Source organism: Actinoplanes sp. CA-051413, from assembly GCF_050955795.1.
GTDB lineage: Bacteria > Actinomycetota > Actinomycetes > Mycobacteriales > Micromonosporaceae > Actinoplanes.
Window position 1 is genome coordinate 2,047,890 of record NZ_CP192100.1, and the last position, 14,457, is coordinate 2,062,346.

A 14,457-nucleotide genomic window follows, 5' to 3' on the forward strand; every position below is an offset into this window, starting at 1 on the left:
TCACAAAAGGGGGCGACCGCCGGTCGCCCCCTTTTCCTGTCCCGAAGGGGTCCGATGGGCAATCACATGATCGCGGTGATCGGTGCCGGCAAGCTCGGCGAGCTGGTGCTCTCCGGTCTGCTGCGGGCCGGCTGGCCGGCCAACCAGATCATCGCCACCACCCGGCGCCCGGAGCGGGCCGCCGAGCTGGCCGAGCGGTACGGCATCCGGCCGACCCTGAACCTCACCGCCGTCACCCAGGCCGACGTGCTGCTGGTGGCGGTCAAGCCGCAGGACGCGGGCAAGCTGCTGGACGAGTTCGGCATGAAGATCCCGCCGGGCAAGCTGGTGGTGTCGCTGTGCGCGGGCCTGCCGACGAGCTTCTTCACCGAGCGGCTGCCCGGCGGCATCCCGGTGGTACGGGTCATGACCAACACCCCGGCCCTGGTCGACCAGGCGATGACGGTGATCTCCGCGGGCCCGTACGCGACGGACGAGCACCTGGCGCTGACCGAGGAGATCTTCCAGCCGCTGGGCAAGACGATGCGGGTGCCCGAGACCCAGCAGGACGCCGTGACGGCGCTGTCCGGCTCCGGCCCGGCGTACTTCTACCTGCTGGTCGAGGCCATGATCGACGCCGGGATCCTGCTCGGGCTGCCGCGCCAGGTCGCGCACGAGCTGATCGTGCAGACCGCGATCGGCTCGGCGGTGATGCTGCGCGACTCCGGCGAGCACCCGGTGAAGCTGCGCGAGGCGGTGACCTCCCCGGCCGGCACGACCATCTCGGCGATCCGCGAGCTGGAGAAGCACGGCGTCCGTGCGGCGTTTCTGGCCGCCCTGGAGGCCGCACGGGACCGGGCTCGGGAGATCGCCGCTCAATCTGCCTGAGTCAGTACCAGATGGCGATGCGGGCGCCGTTGTTCTCCTCCGGCGGGCTGGGGTGGCTCTGCGCCGCCCCGGTCGCCATCCGGTGGGCGCTCCAGGCCACCGCGGCGGCGTCCAGGATGTCGTCGGGCGGGGCCTGCCCGGCCGGGCCGAGCTGGTCGGGCAGCACGATGCCGTGCTTGGCCAGCAACTGCCGGCGGCGGGCCTGACCGGTCCAGGTCTTCTTCGCGTACGCCAGTGGCTCGCCCGCCATCTGCCGGAACGACACCTCGGGGTGGGCCTCGAAGAGCAGCCCCGGGTGCCGTTCCCAGATGGCGTTGGCTTCGAGCAGTTTCGGTCGCAGCGCCCAGGACTGGCGGCTGAGCCCGGCGCCGGTGAGTTCGCGGCAGAGCCGGTTGGCGGCGGCGAAGTCGCCCTCCTGCCAGACCGCGCGCGGTGGCACCCGGAAGACGCTGCTGCGCCGCGGACCGAGCTGGTCGGCGGCGAGGGTGTCCGCGGCGCGCCAGCGGTCGGGGAGCATGCCCAGCGGGATGTCGACGCCGATCACGGCCGCGCCGGAGCTGCCCGCGACGATCTCGTACAGGGTGGACGCCAGCATCGCCCGGCCGAACGCGCCGTCGCGCAGCTCGACCCCCACCCAGCCCAGGGCGTACGCGTCGACGCCGATCACGTGGATGCTCATCCGCAGCTCAGCGGGGGAGCAATTTCTCGATGGCGGCGATCAGCTCGCCGTCCTGGGGGTCGGTTTGCGGGCCGAACCGGGCGGCCACCGCACCGTCCGGGCCGACCAGGAACTTCTCGAAGTTCCACTGGATCTCGGGGCCGTCGCCGACCAGTTCGCGGTAGAGCGGGTGGCGTCCGGGTCCGTTCACGTCCACCTTCTCGGTGAGCGGGAACGTCACGCCGTAGTTCACCTGGCAGAAATCTTCGATCTCCGCGGCCGTGCCGGGCTCCTGGCCGCCGAACTGGTTGCACGGGACACCGAGGACGACCAGCCCGCGGTCCGCGTAGGTGTCGGCGAGCGCCTGGAGTCCGGCGTACTGCGGGGTGAGGCCGCAGCGGGAGGCCACATTGACCACCAGGACGACATGATCGCGGTAGCGATCCATATCGGCCGGTCCGCCCGAGAGTGTGTGGATGTCGACGGCAAAGATGGTCATGACGGCAGACTACGCGCTGTGCGCGAGCGAGTGCACGCCGTGGCGGCCTCCGGGAGAAAAGTTAAGGTCGCGCTTAATCAGCGATGACGTTCTTGACTCATGTTCATAGATGTGACTACCGTCTCTTCAACTTCCCTTTGGAAAGTTTCCTAACTGTTCTTGAGGAGACGCAGTGAAGAAATCCCTCCGCCGCGCCCTATGGGCCGGGGCCATCGTGGCGGTCGCGACCGCTGCGGTCCCCGTGGTCCAGGCCTCGGCCGCCGCCGCCTGTGCCCCCGCCTGGAGCGCCTCGGCGGTCTACGTCAAGGACAACTCCGTCTCGTACCAGTCGAAGAACTACACCGCGAAGTGGTGGACCACCAACGAGGTCCCCACCGCCAGCGGCGAGTGGGGCGTCTGGGCCGACAAGGGTGCCTGTAGCGGTGGACCGACCACGCCGCCCACCACCCCGCCGACCAAGCCCCCCACGACACCTCCGACGACTCCGCCCACCACGCCGCCGACGACCCCGCCGACCAACGGCCCGGCCGGTAAGGCTGTCGTGGGTTACTTCGCCGAGTGGGGCGTCTACGGTCGCAACTACCACGTCAAGAACCTGGTGACGAGCGGCTCGGCGGCCAAGCTGACCCACATCCTGTACGCCTTCGGGAACACCACCGGCGGCCAGTGCTCGATCGGTGACGCGTACGCCGACTACGACAAGGCCTACACCGCGGCCGACAGTGTGGACGGCGTCGCCGACACCTGGGACACCGGCGCGCTGCGCGGCTCGTTCAACCAGCTGCGCAAGCTCAAGAAGCTGTACCCGAACATCAAGGTGATCTGGTCGTTCGGCGGCTGGACCTGGTCCGGTGGCTTCACCCAGGCCGCCGCGAACCCGACCGGCTTCGCCAACTCCTGCTACAACCTGATCAAGGACTCCCGCTGGTCGGACGTCTTCGACGGCATCGACGTCGACTGGGAGTACCCGAACGCCTGTGGCCTGACCTGCGACGCCAGCGGCCCGGACTCGTACAACAAGGTCGTCTCCGCCCTGCGCACCAAGTTCGGGCAGAACTTCCTGGTCACCTCGGCGATCTCGGCCGACGGCTCGAACGGCGGCAAGCTGGACGCGGCCGACTACGCGGCGGGCATCTCGAAGCTCAACTACGTCTTCCCGATGACCTACGACTACTTCGGCGCGTTCGCCCCGCAGGGCCCGACCGCCCCGCACTCGCCGCTGACCTCGTACGCCGGCATCCCGCAGCAGGGCTTCTGGTCCGACGCGGCGATCCAGAAGCTGAAGAGCAAGGGCGTGCCGTCCAGCAAGATGCTGCTCGGCATCGGCTTCTACGGCCGCGGCTGGACCGGCGTGAGCCAGACCGCCCCGGGCGGTACGGCCACCGGTGCGGCGCCGGGCACCTACGAGGCCGGCATCGAGGACTACAAGGTCCTCAAGAACAGCTGCCCGGTCTCCGGCACGGTCGGCGGCACCGCGTACGCCAAGTGCGGCAGCAACTGGTGGAGCTACGACACCCCGAGCACCATCGCCGGCAAGATGACCTACGCGAAGCAGCAGGGTCTGGGCGGTGCGTTCTTCTGGGAGTTCTCCGGCGACACCGCCAACGGTGAGCTCATCACGGCCATCAAGAACGGCCTCAACTGATCTCTTCCTAGATCGTGGGGCGCCGGGGATCCTCCCGGCGCCCCCTTTCGTTGCGCGGATTAGGCTTCTGACATGCGCCGAGAGTGGCACCAGCTCAGTCATCCCGGGGTCGGGACCACCGCCCTGCAGACATCCCGCCCGTCCACCGACTCCGCCGAGGACTCCGCCCTCGGCCTGGACAAATGGCGGGAGCTCCCGCGCCTGCAGATGCCGCCGTGGGCGGACATGGACGAGGTCGCGTCGGTCTGCCGGGTCCTCGACACCGTCCCGTCGATCGTCGCGCCCTACGAGGTCGACCAGCTCCGGCACCGCCTCGCCGAGGTCTGCGAGGGCCGCGCCTTTCTGCTCCAGGGCGGCGACTGCGCCGAGACCTTCGCCGACAACACCGAGAGCCACCTGCTGGCCAACGCCCGCACGCTGCTGCAGATGGCGGTCGTGCTGACGTACGGCGCGTCGATGCCGGTGGTCAAGGTGGCCCGGGTCGCGGGGCAGTACACCAAGCCTCGGTCCTCGGCGACGGACTCGCTGGGGCTGCCGGCGTACCGCGGCGACCTGATCAACTCGCTGGACGCCAACGAGGCGGCCCGGGTGGCCGACCCGCAACGCATGATCCGGGCGTACGCGAACTCCGCCGCGGCGATGAACATGCTGCGGGCGTACCTGGCGGGCGGCCTGGCCGACCTGGCCGGCCTGCACGACTGGAACAAGGACTTCGTCCGGGCCTCGCCGGCCGGCGAGCGCTACGAGGCGATCGCCCGCGAGATCGACCGCACCCTGGACTTCATCCGCGCCTGCGGCATGACCGAGGACGAGGCGCTGCGCACGGTCAGCCTGTACTGCTCGCACGAGGCGCTGGCGCTCGAGTACGACCGGGCGCTGACCCGGGTCTCCGACGGCAAGGCGTACGGCCTGTCCGGGCACTTCCTGTGGATCGGCGAGCGCACCCGGCAGCTGGACCACGCGCACATCGACTTCATCAGCCGCATCGCCAACCCGATCGGCGTCAAGCTCGGCCCCGGCACCAGCCCGGAGACCGCCATCGAGCTGTGCGAGAAGCTCAACCCGGACAACATCCCGGGCCGGCTCACGCTGATCAGCCGGATGGGCAACGGCAAGGTCCGCGACGCGCTGCCGGCCATCGTGGAGAAGGTCAGCGCCACCGGGGCCAAGGTGGTGTGGCAGTGCGACCCGATGCACGGCAACACCCACGAGTCGTCCAACGGCTACAAGACCCGCCACTTCGACCGGGTCGTCGACGAGGTCCTCGGCTACTTCGAGGTGCACCGCGGCCTGGGCACCCACCCGGGCGGCATCCACATCGAGCTGACCGGCGAGGACGTCACCGAGTGCCTGGGCGGCGCGCAGGGCATCGAGGACCTCGACCTGCCGGACCGCTACGAGACCGCCTGCGACCCGCGGCTCAACACCCAGCAGAGCCTCGAGCTGGCCTTCCTGGTGGCGGAGATGCTGCGTGGCTGACCTGCGGTCCGACACGGTCACCCGGCCGACCGCGGCGATGCGCGAGGCCATGGCGACGGCGGCGGTGGGCGACGACGTCTTCGGCGACGACCCGACGGTCATCGCCCTGGAACGGCAGGTGGCCGAGCTGTTCGGGCACGAGGCGGCCCTGTTCGCCCCGTCCGGCACGATGGCCAACCAGATCGCCCTGCAACTCGTCGTCCCGCGCGGCGGCGAGCTGCTGGCCGGCGCCGACGCGCACGTGGTCACGTACGAGCAGGGTGCGGCGGCCGCGCTCGGGGGCATCTCCACCCGTACGTGGCCGTCGGTGGGCGCGGCGCTGGATCCGGAGCAGATCGAGGCGATGATCCGCCCGGACGGCTACCCGTCGGTGGCGACCCGGGCCATCGCCGTCGAGCAGACCCACAACCTCGGCGGCGGCACGGTGGTCCCGCTGGAGATCCTGCGCCGCCTGCGTACGGCAGCCGACGCGGCGGGCGTGGCCCTGCACTGCGACGGCGCCCGGATCTGGCACGCGCACGTCGCGGACGGCGTGCCGCTGGCGGCGTACGGGGAGCTTTTCGACACCCTGTCGGTCTGCTTGTCCAAAGGCCTGGGCGCGCCGGTCGGCTCGCTCGTCGTGGGCAGCGCGGCCCACATCGCGCAGGCCCGGGTGCTGCGCAAGCGGCTGGGTGGCGGCATGCGCCAGGTCGGCATCCTGGCGGCGGCCGGGCAGCACGCGCTGGACCACCACCTGACGCGGCTCGCCGACGACCACGCGCGCGCCCGGCGGCTGGCCGAGGCCCTCGAGCCGCTCGGGGTGGCGCGGGCGGCGGAGGTGCGGACCAACCTGGTGCTGCTGGACCTGACGAAGTCGGCCCTGGACGCGCCGTCGCTGGTGGCGGCGGCGGCCGAACGGGGAGTGCTGATGGGGGCGATGCTGCCGCGTACGGCCCGCCTGGTGACCCACCTGGACGTCACTGACGACGACATCGACGTGGCGATCACAGTGCTGCGGGAGTTGCTCCGATGACCCGCCGCGCCATCGGCACCTTCACCACCGCATTTGAGCCGCTGACCAGCGACGACGACTTCATCGGCCGGTTGCGGGTGCGTAAGACGATCGACGGCGACCTGACCGGCGAGGGGCTCGCGGAGATGATGTCCGTGGGCACCGCTGTCGAGGGTTCGGCCGGCTACGTCGCGATCGACCGGATCACCGGCACCCTGGACGGACGTGCGGGCAGCTTCGTGTTGCAGCACTTCGGCCTGATGGACCGTGGCGCCGGCACGCTGACCGTGCGGGTCGTTCCCGACTCGGGCACCGGCGAGCTCACCGGGTTGACCGGCTCGTTCGCCATCGTGAACGAGGGCGGCGTGCACTCGTACACGTTCGACTACGAGCTGCCCACCGGGTCGGCCAGCACCTGATCCACGACGTGGCGCCAGGCCGGGGCGGCACCCGGCTCGGCCAGCATGATCAGCGCCTTCCACAGCGCCCATCCGCGGGCCCGTTGCCAGGTCTGCCGGTCGAGGCCGACCGCGTCGCGGAAGGCGGCGCGCTCGTCCCCTTCCAGGGTGTTCCAGGCGATCACCAGGTCGCAGGCCGGGTCGCCGACGCCGCAGGTGCCGAAGTCGATGACGGCGGCCAGCCGCCCGTCGCGCACGAGCAGGTTGCCGACCGCGATGTCACCGTGGAACCAGACCGGCGCCGACTCCCAGGACGAATCCAGCGCCTCGGCCCACACGGCCCGGCAGGCCCGTACGTCCACGGCGTCCCCGAGTTCCTTCAGGGCCTGCTCGACCCCGTCGGCGTAGGCGCTGGGGTGGCAGCCCCGGAAGAACGAATGCCGGCCGCCGGGCGGCCCGGCCACCGGAGCCTGCCGCAGCACGGTGAGGAACTCGCCCAGGTCGCGGGCCAGCCTGAGGCGGTCGACCGCCGCGGCGTCCTCGAGGGTGTCGCCCGTCAGCCATTGCCGGACCGACCACGGGTACGGGTAACCGGCCCCCGGACGCCCGACCGCCACCGGAGAAGGCACCGGCAGTGGTAGGTGCCCGGCCAGCTCGGGCAGCCAGCGGTTCTCCTTCTCCACCGCCGCCACGTAACCCTCGGCGCTGGGCAGCCGTACGGACAGCTGATCGCCGAGCCGGAACGTGCGGTTGTCCCAGCCCTGCCGGGGCACCGGCGTCACGGGCAGGTCGGTCCACTGCGGGAACTGCTCGGCGATCAGGGCGCGTACCAGATCGGTCGTGATCGTGGGCTTCACAGCTCGGGACGCAGCTCCTTGAGCAGGGCGATGTCCGCCGCGTGGCCCTCGTGTTCCTCGGTCGGGGTCTCCACGATCACCGGCAGGCCCGCGGTCGCCGGGTGGGCCAGCAGCTCGGCGAAGGCCGCCGCGCCGATCCGGCCCTCGCCGATGCGTTCGTGCCGGTCGCGGGTCGAGCCGCACTCGTCCTTGGAGTCGTTGGCGTGGATCAGCTGCAGGCGGTCCGGGCCGACCGTGGCCACCAGGGCGTCCAGTGTCTCGGTCATGCCGCCCGGCTTGGCCAGGTCGTGCCCGGCTGCCCAGGCGTGGCAGGTGTCGAAGCAGACGCCCAGCCACGGGTGGTGCTCCACCGCGGCCAGGTACGGCCCCAGATCCTGCACCTTCGACGCCAGGCTGCGCCCGCCACCCGCACTGGGCTCCACCAGCACCTTCGGCAGGCCCTGGGCCGCCGCGACGTCCAGCAGCGGCAGCAACGCCTCGCGCAGCTGGTGCAGCGCCTTGTCGTCGTGGGCCGGGTCGACCGAGCTGCCCGCGTGGTAGACGATCGCCGTCGCGCCGATCGCGGCACCGCGGCGCAGTGCGTGCTCCAGCGTCTCCACCGACCGCTGCACCGTCTGCTCGGTGGGTGAGCCCAGGTTGACCAGCAGCGACGCGTGGATGTACGCCGGCAGCCCCCGCTCGCCGCAGCCGTCACGGAACAGCGTGTCCTGCTTCGGGTCACCGGGCGGCAGCGCCCAGCCGCGGGAGTTCGAGACGTAGACCTGCACCGCCTCGGACCCGGCCGCGTCCGCGTACGGCAGTGCCGCCTTGGCCAGGCCCCCCGACGTCCTCGTGTGCGAGCCGACCGGCCTGCTCACGCGCACGTCAGCACCACCTCGGTCTGCGGTGGCACCGGCGTGCCGGCCGGCGGGTTCTGGATCCGGACCACGCCGTTGGGGTTGAAGTCGAGGCGGGCGCGCAGGCCCTGCGCCTCCAGGACGCCCTTCGCCTGCTGGCACGGCTGGTTGTTCACGTCCGGGACGCCGACCTGCGGCGGGCCCTTGCTGACCACGAGCTTGATCTCGTCGTCCTTCTCCGCGCCGGTGCCCGGCTTGGGGGACTGCTCGATGACCTGGTCGGCGGGCTGGTCGCCGTCCTTGTACTGCTCCACCACGGTCAGGCCGAGGCGCTGGGCCTCGCCGCGGGCGTCGTTGATGTTCTTGCCCGTCAGGTCCGGCACGGTGATCGGCGCCCGGCCCTTGCTGACCACCACGGTCACGGTCGAGCCCGGCTTGAGCTGCGCGTCGGCCTTCGGGTCGGTGGAGATGATGACGCCCTGCGGGATGGTGTCGCTGTACTTGCCCTTGCCTTCCTTGACCTTGAGCTTGGTGCCCTCGATCTCGCCGCGGGCCACGGCCAGCTCCTTGCCGACCACGTCGGGCACCGGATAGCGCTCCGGGCCCAGCGAGAGGGTCAGCGAGACGACGCCACCCTTGAGGATGCGCTCGGTGGGTGGCGGGTCCTGGGTGAGCACCACGTCCTTGGGGACGTTCTCGCTGAACGCGCCGTCGCCGATGCGCAGCTCGAAGCCCTCCTGGGCGGCGGCCTGCTCGGCCTGGGCCCGGCTCATGTTCACCAGCTGCGGGGTGTCCGTGTAGCGGCCGAGGGTGACCCACCAGGTGCTGCCGACGACGACCAGCACCATCAGCGCCACCGCCGCCATGATCAGGATCTGCCGCCGGTCGCCGCTGAAGCGGCTGAGCAGGCCGCCCGCGGCGCGCGGCGGCGGTGCCCCGGCCCGGCGCTGGCCGCCGCGGGCGCGGCCCTGCTCCGGCAGGCGGGCCCAGCCGGGGCGATCGCCGCCGGTGGCCGGGAAGGTCGTGGTGATCGCGGGCACGAGCGCGGTGGCGTCGGCGGCCGGCGGGCGGGCCGGGACCTGGCGCAGCAGTGCGGTCTCGACGTTCGCCGCGCCCAGGTCGTCGCGGACCACCTGCACCTCGGCCAGCAGCGCGCCGGCGTCGGTGGGGCGGGCGCCCGGGTCGCGGCGGGTGGCCCGGGCGACCAGGTCGTCGAGCACGGTGGGCAGGCCCTTGACGATGCTGGACGGCGCCGGGACGTCGTTGTCGACGTGCTGCCAGGCGACCTCGACCGGCTCGTCGCCGTCGTACGGGACCCGGCCGGTGAGCATCTCGAAGAGCACGATGCCGGCCGAGTAGACGTCCGTGCGCGCGTCGGCGTGCCCGTCGGTGACCAGCTCGGGTGCCACGTAGGCGACCGTGGCCATGAGCTGGCCGGACTCGTCGGTGCTGCTGGCCTCGACCGCGCGGGCCAGGCCGAAGTCGGCCACCTTGACCACGCTGTCGACCAGGTTGGCGATGCCGCCGCTGGGCGCCTCGGCGACCAGCACGTTCTCCGGCTTGACGTCGCGGTGCACCAGGCCGGCGCGGTGCGCGGCGGCGATGGCGGCGAGCATCTGCTCACAGATGGCCAGCGCCTCGACCGGGTTGAGCCGGCGGCGCTGGATCAGCAGGTCGCGCAGGGTGCGGCCCTGGACGTACTCCATGACCAGGTACGGCAGGCCCTGGTGGCGGCCCTGGTCGTACACGGCGACGACGTTGGGGTGGGTGAGCCGGGCGATCGTCTTCGCCTCGTCGGTGAAGCGGTCGACGAAGTGCACGTTCGTCGCCTGCGACGGGTGAATGATCTTCAGGGCCACCGTGCGTTCGAGCCGGTCGTCCACAGCGGTGTACACAGTCGCCATGCCACCACGGGCCACGCGACCGGTGATCCGGTAGCGCCCGTCAATCGTCGTGCCGATCAACGTGTCGGCGACAGTCGTGTCCATCGGCGTGAAGTGTATGTGTCCTTCCGGGCGCGGCAGCCCAGGATCTCACAGCTGAGACCGAACGGGTACAGCGCGCAGCCCTGACCAGGGCAAAGTGGAGAAAACGACCCGCGCGGCCGAGGCCCCGCGAGTCGTTTATCGTGACAAATCGGATCAGTGCCGTCGCGCGTGGCGTCCCCGGCGCTCGTCCTGGTCCGTCCCCGCGGTGTCGTCCGACCCGGTCGGCTCGGCCGAAACGGGCGATTCGCTCGGCGCCGGCGAGTCACTGCCGTCCGGCGAGGACGACGGCGAAGGCGTCGCCGAGGGGCTGTGCGGCGTCGGCACCGGCGCGGTGGGCGTCGGGACCGGCGGGGACAGGCAGCAGTCGGTCGGCCGGGTCTCCGGCTTCCCAGCCGCGGTGGTCCGCGGCGCCACCGGCGCGACCGCCGGCGGAGCGAGCGGCGCTTTGCCACCGGCGGTGGTGGGCAACACCCGGATCGACCCGGGTACGGGCTCAGCAGTCGTCGTGGCCGCCGCCGGAGGCCGGCCACCTGGGGCGTAGGCGGTGCCCCGGCCCAGTCCCGAGTTGGACAGATCACCCTCGGAGCCCCGCGGCGCCTCGGCGGCCAGCGGGTACGGCTCCGCCCCGGCCGGCTTCTCGCCGACCAGCGCACCGATCCCGTTGACGACCGCGAAGTAGCTGCCCGCGGCCCCCGCGACCGCGAGGACGCCGAAGGCCGAGACCGCCGCGATCCGCCGCGGCCGGGGCACGAGCTGCTCGCCGTACGAGGTGCGCAGTCCACCGGTCAGGCCGGCACCGCCGAAGGTGCTGAACCCGGTCGAGGTCACGTCCGGGTGACCGGCCCCCGGCCGGACGGCTGTCCCGCCGGCTGGGCGGTCGGCAGCGGGCCCATCGGCGTCCGGCTCGGGCCGGCCCAGGTCGTACCGCACCGAGCGCCACGCTCCGGCCACCTCGGTGCGGGCTTTGCGCCACATGGTCATCGGGACTGTTCTCCGATCTCGAGGAACCGGGGACTTCCCGGTTCCGCATGCTCCGCTTGGTCAGCCGCGGAGCGGGCATGGCACGCTGGTCGGGTGACCGATTCCGTAACCGTGGGTGAGGCGGCGGCCCCGCAGCCCACCGGCCCGACCGAGTGGATCAACCTGCCCGACGTGGCGGACAAGCTCGGCGTGTCGATCAGCAAGGTGCACCAGATGATCCGCGACGGTGCTCTGCTCGCCGTCCGGCGTGACGGTGTCCGCGTGGTGCCGGCAGAGCTGGTGGCCAACAGCACCGTGCTCAAGCACCTCCCCGGCATCCTCACGTTGCTTCGCGACGCTGGGTACAACGACGAAGAGGCGCTGCGGTGGCTCTACGAGCCGGACGCAACCGTGGACGGCTGCGGCGCCAAGGGTCTCGGCGGGGACCGCGCCCGTGAGGTCAAGCGGCGTGCCCAGGCGCTTGGTTTCTGACCGCCCACATGCGACACCTGGCGTACCTCCTCGTGCTCGCGGGATGCCTGGTGTCCGCGATCTGGCTGGAACCGGTGCTGAAGGTCAACGTGCTGCGCCGGTGGCGGCGGCTGCTGCTCACGCTGCTGCCGGTCGTGGTCATCTTCGTGCTGTGGGACCTGGGCGCGATCGCCGCCGGGCACTGGACCTTCGACCCGGAACAGACCACCGGCGTGCTGTTCCCGGGCGGCCTGCCGCTGGACGAGGTGCTGTTCTTCGTCGTGGTGCCGGTCTGCGCGGTGCTGGGCTTCGAGGCGGTCCGGGCCGTGCTGCGCCGCCCGGCCGGTGACGAATGACGTACACCGTCGCGGCGCTGCTCGGCGTGGCCGGGGCGCTGATCGTGGACCTGGCCGTGCTGCGGACCCGGCTGGTGACCCGGGTGGTGTTCTGGGCCACGTACCCGATCATCATCACGTTCCAGCTGCTGTCCAACGGCATCCTGACCGGCCGGCGGATCGTCATCTACGACCCGGCAGCGATCATCGGCTGGCGGCTGGCCTACGCGCCGGTCGAGGACCTGCTGTTCGGCTTCGCGATGGTGCTGCTGACCCTGTCGGTCTGGGTCTGGCTGGGCCGCCGCGGGGTGCAGCGCGCACCGGCGGCGGGCGAGGGCAGCCGACTGCTGAGGTGGGCCCGGGCCCGCACGGGACAGCGCGATTCGGCTGATATGTGACACCATCCCGCGGTGCGTCTGAGGCCGTGGCTGCTGACCGCCGCGGCCGGGCTGGCGGTGGTGCACGTGATCGGGGTGCTGTTCGCCCGGCCGCTGTACCGCCCGGCCGAGGTCCTGGCCACGCTCTGCCTGCTGGCTTACGCGATCAGTTACGACCTGCTGGCTGATCGCCGCCCGGCACGATGGGGGTTGAGTGTCGCGGCGGCTGTGCTGGTGGCCGGGGCCGCGCTCACCGTGCCGCCGCCGGCCAGCGACGGCGCGGGGTGGCAGTTCCTCAGCCCCGAGCAGTACGACGGCCTGATCCGGCGGAGTCAGCTGGAAAGCATGATCCCGGTAACGGTCGCACTTCTCTTTGTGCTGGTGCTGCTGGTGATCAGCACGCTCACCGAGGGCCGGCAGTGGCCGAGCCGGACCGGGCTTCTGACGGGGATCGCGGCGGCGGTCCTGGTCGTCGGTTACACGGTTGTCCGCCTCGCGGTGATCGAGTTCGAGGTCCACGAAGTCGCGATAGTCGTCACCTTCGGCGACGCGGCGCCGGCCCGGAGGCTGTCGGCCGGTGTCGTGGCTGTCCTACCGCTGCTGTTGGCGTTGACGGCGCTCGCGCTTGCCGTCGTGACGGCCACTCAGCGACGCCCGCGGGCCGCCGGTGGTGCGCTCCTGCTGGCGGTGACGGGACTGATCTGGATCGATGCGGCGATCGGGGCCGCTCGCCTGTCCTACGCCGTCCACGACGACGCGAGCATGTTCTCGCTGGACCTGTTCACAGCGACCGACACGCTGCCGCAGCCGACGCAGGCCCTGACCGCGGCCATGCAGCTCACCGCGGCCGTCCTTCTCATCGCCGGTCTGGCTCGCCGGCCGTCGGCCGATCGGGTTTGACCAAGCACGCACCTGGCATTCGGCGGGAGCGACGGTCAGTGCCATGCAACCAGGCACGACCGCAATTTGACCTTGACCTTGATCTGGATCGGGCTCAGACGGCTCGCCGGGTGGCCGCGTCGGCGAGCTCGAGCAGCACCCCCCGCGCCTCCGCCTCGACCTCCGCCGCGGCCAGCTCCGCCAGTGCCGCAGTCGTCAGCGCCGTGATCCGCTCCTCGGTCCGCGCCAGCGCCCCGCTGTCGCGGATGAGCGCCCGCAGCCGCTCCACCCCCGCGTCGTCCAGCGCCGGATCGCCCAGCCGGGCCTCCAGCTCGGCCCGCTCCTGCTGGCCGAGCGCGGCATGCGCGGCCGCCACCAGATACGTCCGCTTCCCCTCGCGCAGGTCGTCGCCGGCCGGTTTGCCGGTCTGCGCCGGGTCGCCGAACACCCCGAGTACGTCGTCGCGCAGCTGGAACGCCTCGCCCAGCGGCAGTCCGTAGCCCGAGTAGGCCCGCATCAGTGACTCCGGCGCACCGGCCAGGGCCGCGCCGAGCAGCAGCGGCCGTTCGACCGTGTATTTCGCCGATTTGTACCGGGCCACCTTGCTGGCCCGCTCCGTCGACGTGTCGCCGGTCACCACCGTCAGAACGTCGAGGTACTGCCCGGCGGTCACCTCGGTGCGCATCTCGTCGAAGACCGGGCGGGCCCGGGCCAGGTCGGCCGGTTCGATGCCGGAGGTGTGCAGCAGCTCGTCCGACCAGACGAGCGCCATGTCGCCGAGCAGCACCGCCGCACTGTCGCCGAAGCTGTCGCCGGCTCCGCGCCAGCCGGCCGCGGCGTGCCGGGCCGCGAACCGCCGGTGGATCGACGGCTCGCCGCGGCGGGTGTCGGAGCGGTCCATCAGGTCGTCGTGGATCAGAGCGCTGGCCTGCACCAGCTCGAGCGCCGCGACCGCCGCGACGACCTGCTCGGAGTCGGCCCCGCCGGCACCGCGGTAGCCCCAGTAGGCGAACGCCGGCCGCAGCCGCTTGCCGCCGAGCAGCACGAAGTCGTCGAGGGCGTCGGCCAGGTCGGCCAGCACCCCGTCGATGGCGAGCAGCCGGGACCGCTGGGTGGTGAGGAACGCGGCCAGGGCCTTGTCGACGCGGGGCCGCAGGCCGGCGCGTTCTAGCGGGGACGTCACGGGGCCAACCTAGCGGGTCTGGCCGGGTCCGCCA

General features: G+C 71.9%; 16 protein-coding genes. 9 read left to right on the forward strand and 7 right to left on the reverse strand.

Features of this window, described 5'->3' with window-relative positions; all coding sequences use genetic code 11:
* Window positions 1-54: 54 nt before the first annotated feature.
* Window positions 55-867 carry a pyrroline-5-carboxylate reductase gene (gene proC, locus ACQP2Y_RS09795; RefSeq protein WP_433726546.1) on the forward strand — a complete coding sequence of 271 codons (813 nt, stop codon included), beginning with the start codon at window positions 55-57 and terminating at the stop codon, window positions 865-867.
* Window position 868: 1 nt separating this feature from the next.
* Here proC and ACQP2Y_RS09800 read toward each other — a convergent pair whose 3' ends face one another.
* Together ACQP2Y_RS09800 and ACQP2Y_RS09805 are read right to left on the reverse strand one after the other, a co-directional pair.
* A complete protein-coding gene (locus ACQP2Y_RS09800) occupies window positions 869-1,546 on the reverse strand; it encodes a DUF429 domain-containing protein (RefSeq protein WP_433726548.1) in 678 nt (225 codons plus the stop codon).
* Window positions 1,547-1,553: 7 nt separating this feature from the next.
* Window positions 1,554-2,024: a glutathione peroxidase gene (locus ACQP2Y_RS09805; protein ID WP_433726550.1), complete on the reverse strand. Its 471-nt coding sequence runs from the start codon at window positions 2,022-2,024 to the stop codon at window positions 1,554-1,556.
* A gap of 172 nt (window positions 2,025-2,196) precedes the next feature.
* Here ACQP2Y_RS09805 and ACQP2Y_RS09810 point away from each other — a divergent pair, with 172 nt between their 5' ends.
* The 4 genes from ACQP2Y_RS09810 to ACQP2Y_RS09825 all read left to right on the forward strand — a co-directional run bounded on the left by ACQP2Y_RS09810 (window position 2,197) and on the right by ACQP2Y_RS09825 (window position 6,558).
* Window positions 2,197-3,669, forward strand: coding sequence for a glycosyl hydrolase family 18 protein (locus ACQP2Y_RS09810; protein WP_433726552.1), 1,473 nt, complete (start codon window positions 2,197-2,199; stop codon window positions 3,667-3,669).
* A 72-nt stretch (window positions 3,670-3,741) separates the two neighbouring features.
* Window positions 3,742-5,148: a class II 3-deoxy-7-phosphoheptulonate synthase gene (locus ACQP2Y_RS09815; protein ID WP_360827986.1), complete on the forward strand. Its 1,407-nt coding sequence runs from the start codon at window positions 3,742-3,744 to the stop codon at window positions 5,146-5,148.
* 37 nt (window positions 5,149-5,185) lie between these two features.
* A complete protein-coding gene (locus ACQP2Y_RS09820; RefSeq protein WP_433731867.1) occupies window positions 5,186-6,160 on the forward strand; it encodes a threonine aldolase family protein in 975 nt (324 codons plus the stop codon).
* Window positions 6,157-6,558: a DUF3224 domain-containing protein gene (locus ACQP2Y_RS09825; RefSeq protein WP_433726554.1), complete on the forward strand. Its 402-nt coding sequence runs from the start codon at window positions 6,157-6,159 to the stop codon at window positions 6,556-6,558. Before ACQP2Y_RS09820 ends, ACQP2Y_RS09825 begins: the two co-directional genes overlap by 4 nt.
* Here ACQP2Y_RS09825 and ACQP2Y_RS09830 read toward each other — a convergent pair.
* From ACQP2Y_RS09830 to ACQP2Y_RS09845, 4 genes are all read right to left on the reverse strand, one after another.
* The gene (locus tag ACQP2Y_RS09830) at window positions 6,525-7,394 is read right to left on the reverse strand and encodes an aminoglycoside phosphotransferase family protein (RefSeq protein WP_433726556.1); all 870 of its coding nucleotides are present in this window, start codon (window positions 7,392-7,394) and stop codon (window positions 6,525-6,527) included. The genes ACQP2Y_RS09825 and ACQP2Y_RS09830 overlap by 34 nt on opposite strands.
* Window positions 7,391-8,257 carry a deoxyribonuclease IV gene (locus ACQP2Y_RS09835; RefSeq protein WP_433726558.1) on the reverse strand — a complete coding sequence of 289 codons (867 nt, stop codon included), beginning with the start codon at window positions 8,255-8,257 and terminating at the stop codon, window positions 7,391-7,393. The genes ACQP2Y_RS09830 and ACQP2Y_RS09835 overlap by 4 nt, the downstream gene beginning before the upstream one ends.
* On the reverse strand, window positions 8,248-10,218 hold the full coding sequence (gene pknB / locus ACQP2Y_RS09840) for a Stk1 family PASTA domain-containing Ser/Thr kinase (protein ID WP_433726560.1): 1,971 nt from the start codon (window positions 10,216-10,218) through the stop codon (window positions 8,248-8,250). The genes ACQP2Y_RS09835 and pknB overlap by 10 nt, the downstream gene beginning before the upstream one ends.
* Window positions 10,219-10,371: 153 nt before the next feature.
* On the reverse strand, window positions 10,372-11,199 hold the full coding sequence (locus ACQP2Y_RS09845; protein ID WP_433726562.1) for a hypothetical protein: 828 nt from the start codon (window positions 11,197-11,199) through the stop codon (window positions 10,372-10,374).
* Between the two features lie 93 nt (window positions 11,200-11,292).
* Here ACQP2Y_RS09845 and ACQP2Y_RS09850 point away from each other — a divergent pair, with 93 nt between their 5' ends.
* The 4 genes from ACQP2Y_RS09850 to ACQP2Y_RS09865 are packed head-to-tail and all read left to right on the forward strand — an operon-like array spanning window position 11,293 to window position 13,261.
* On the forward strand, window positions 11,293-11,670 hold the full coding sequence (locus ACQP2Y_RS09850; protein ID WP_212993845.1) for an Rv2175c family DNA-binding protein: 378 nt from the start codon (window positions 11,293-11,295) through the stop codon (window positions 11,668-11,670).
* 8 nt (window positions 11,671-11,678) lie between these two features.
* Window positions 11,679-12,005 (forward strand): lycopene cyclase domain-containing protein, encoded by a 327-nt coding sequence (locus tag ACQP2Y_RS09855; protein ID WP_433726564.1) that lies wholly within the window; start codon window positions 11,679-11,681, stop codon window positions 12,003-12,005.
* A complete protein-coding gene (locus ACQP2Y_RS09860; protein WP_433726566.1) occupies window positions 12,002-12,382 on the forward strand; it encodes a lycopene cyclase domain-containing protein in 381 nt (126 codons plus the stop codon). The genes ACQP2Y_RS09855 and ACQP2Y_RS09860 overlap by 4 nt, the downstream gene beginning before the upstream one ends.
* Window positions 12,383-12,394: 12 nt before the next feature.
* Window positions 12,395-13,261, forward strand: coding sequence for a hypothetical protein (locus ACQP2Y_RS09865; protein WP_433726568.1), 867 nt, complete (start codon window positions 12,395-12,397; stop codon window positions 13,259-13,261).
* 94 nt (window positions 13,262-13,355) lie between these two features.
* On the opposite strand, the gene ACQP2Y_RS09870 is transcribed toward ACQP2Y_RS09865, so the two are convergent.
* Window positions 13,356-14,423 (reverse strand): polyprenyl synthetase family protein, encoded by a 1,068-nt coding sequence (locus tag ACQP2Y_RS09870; protein ID WP_433726570.1) that lies wholly within the window; start codon window positions 14,421-14,423, stop codon window positions 13,356-13,358.
* Window positions 14,424-14,457 lie beyond the last annotated feature (34 nt).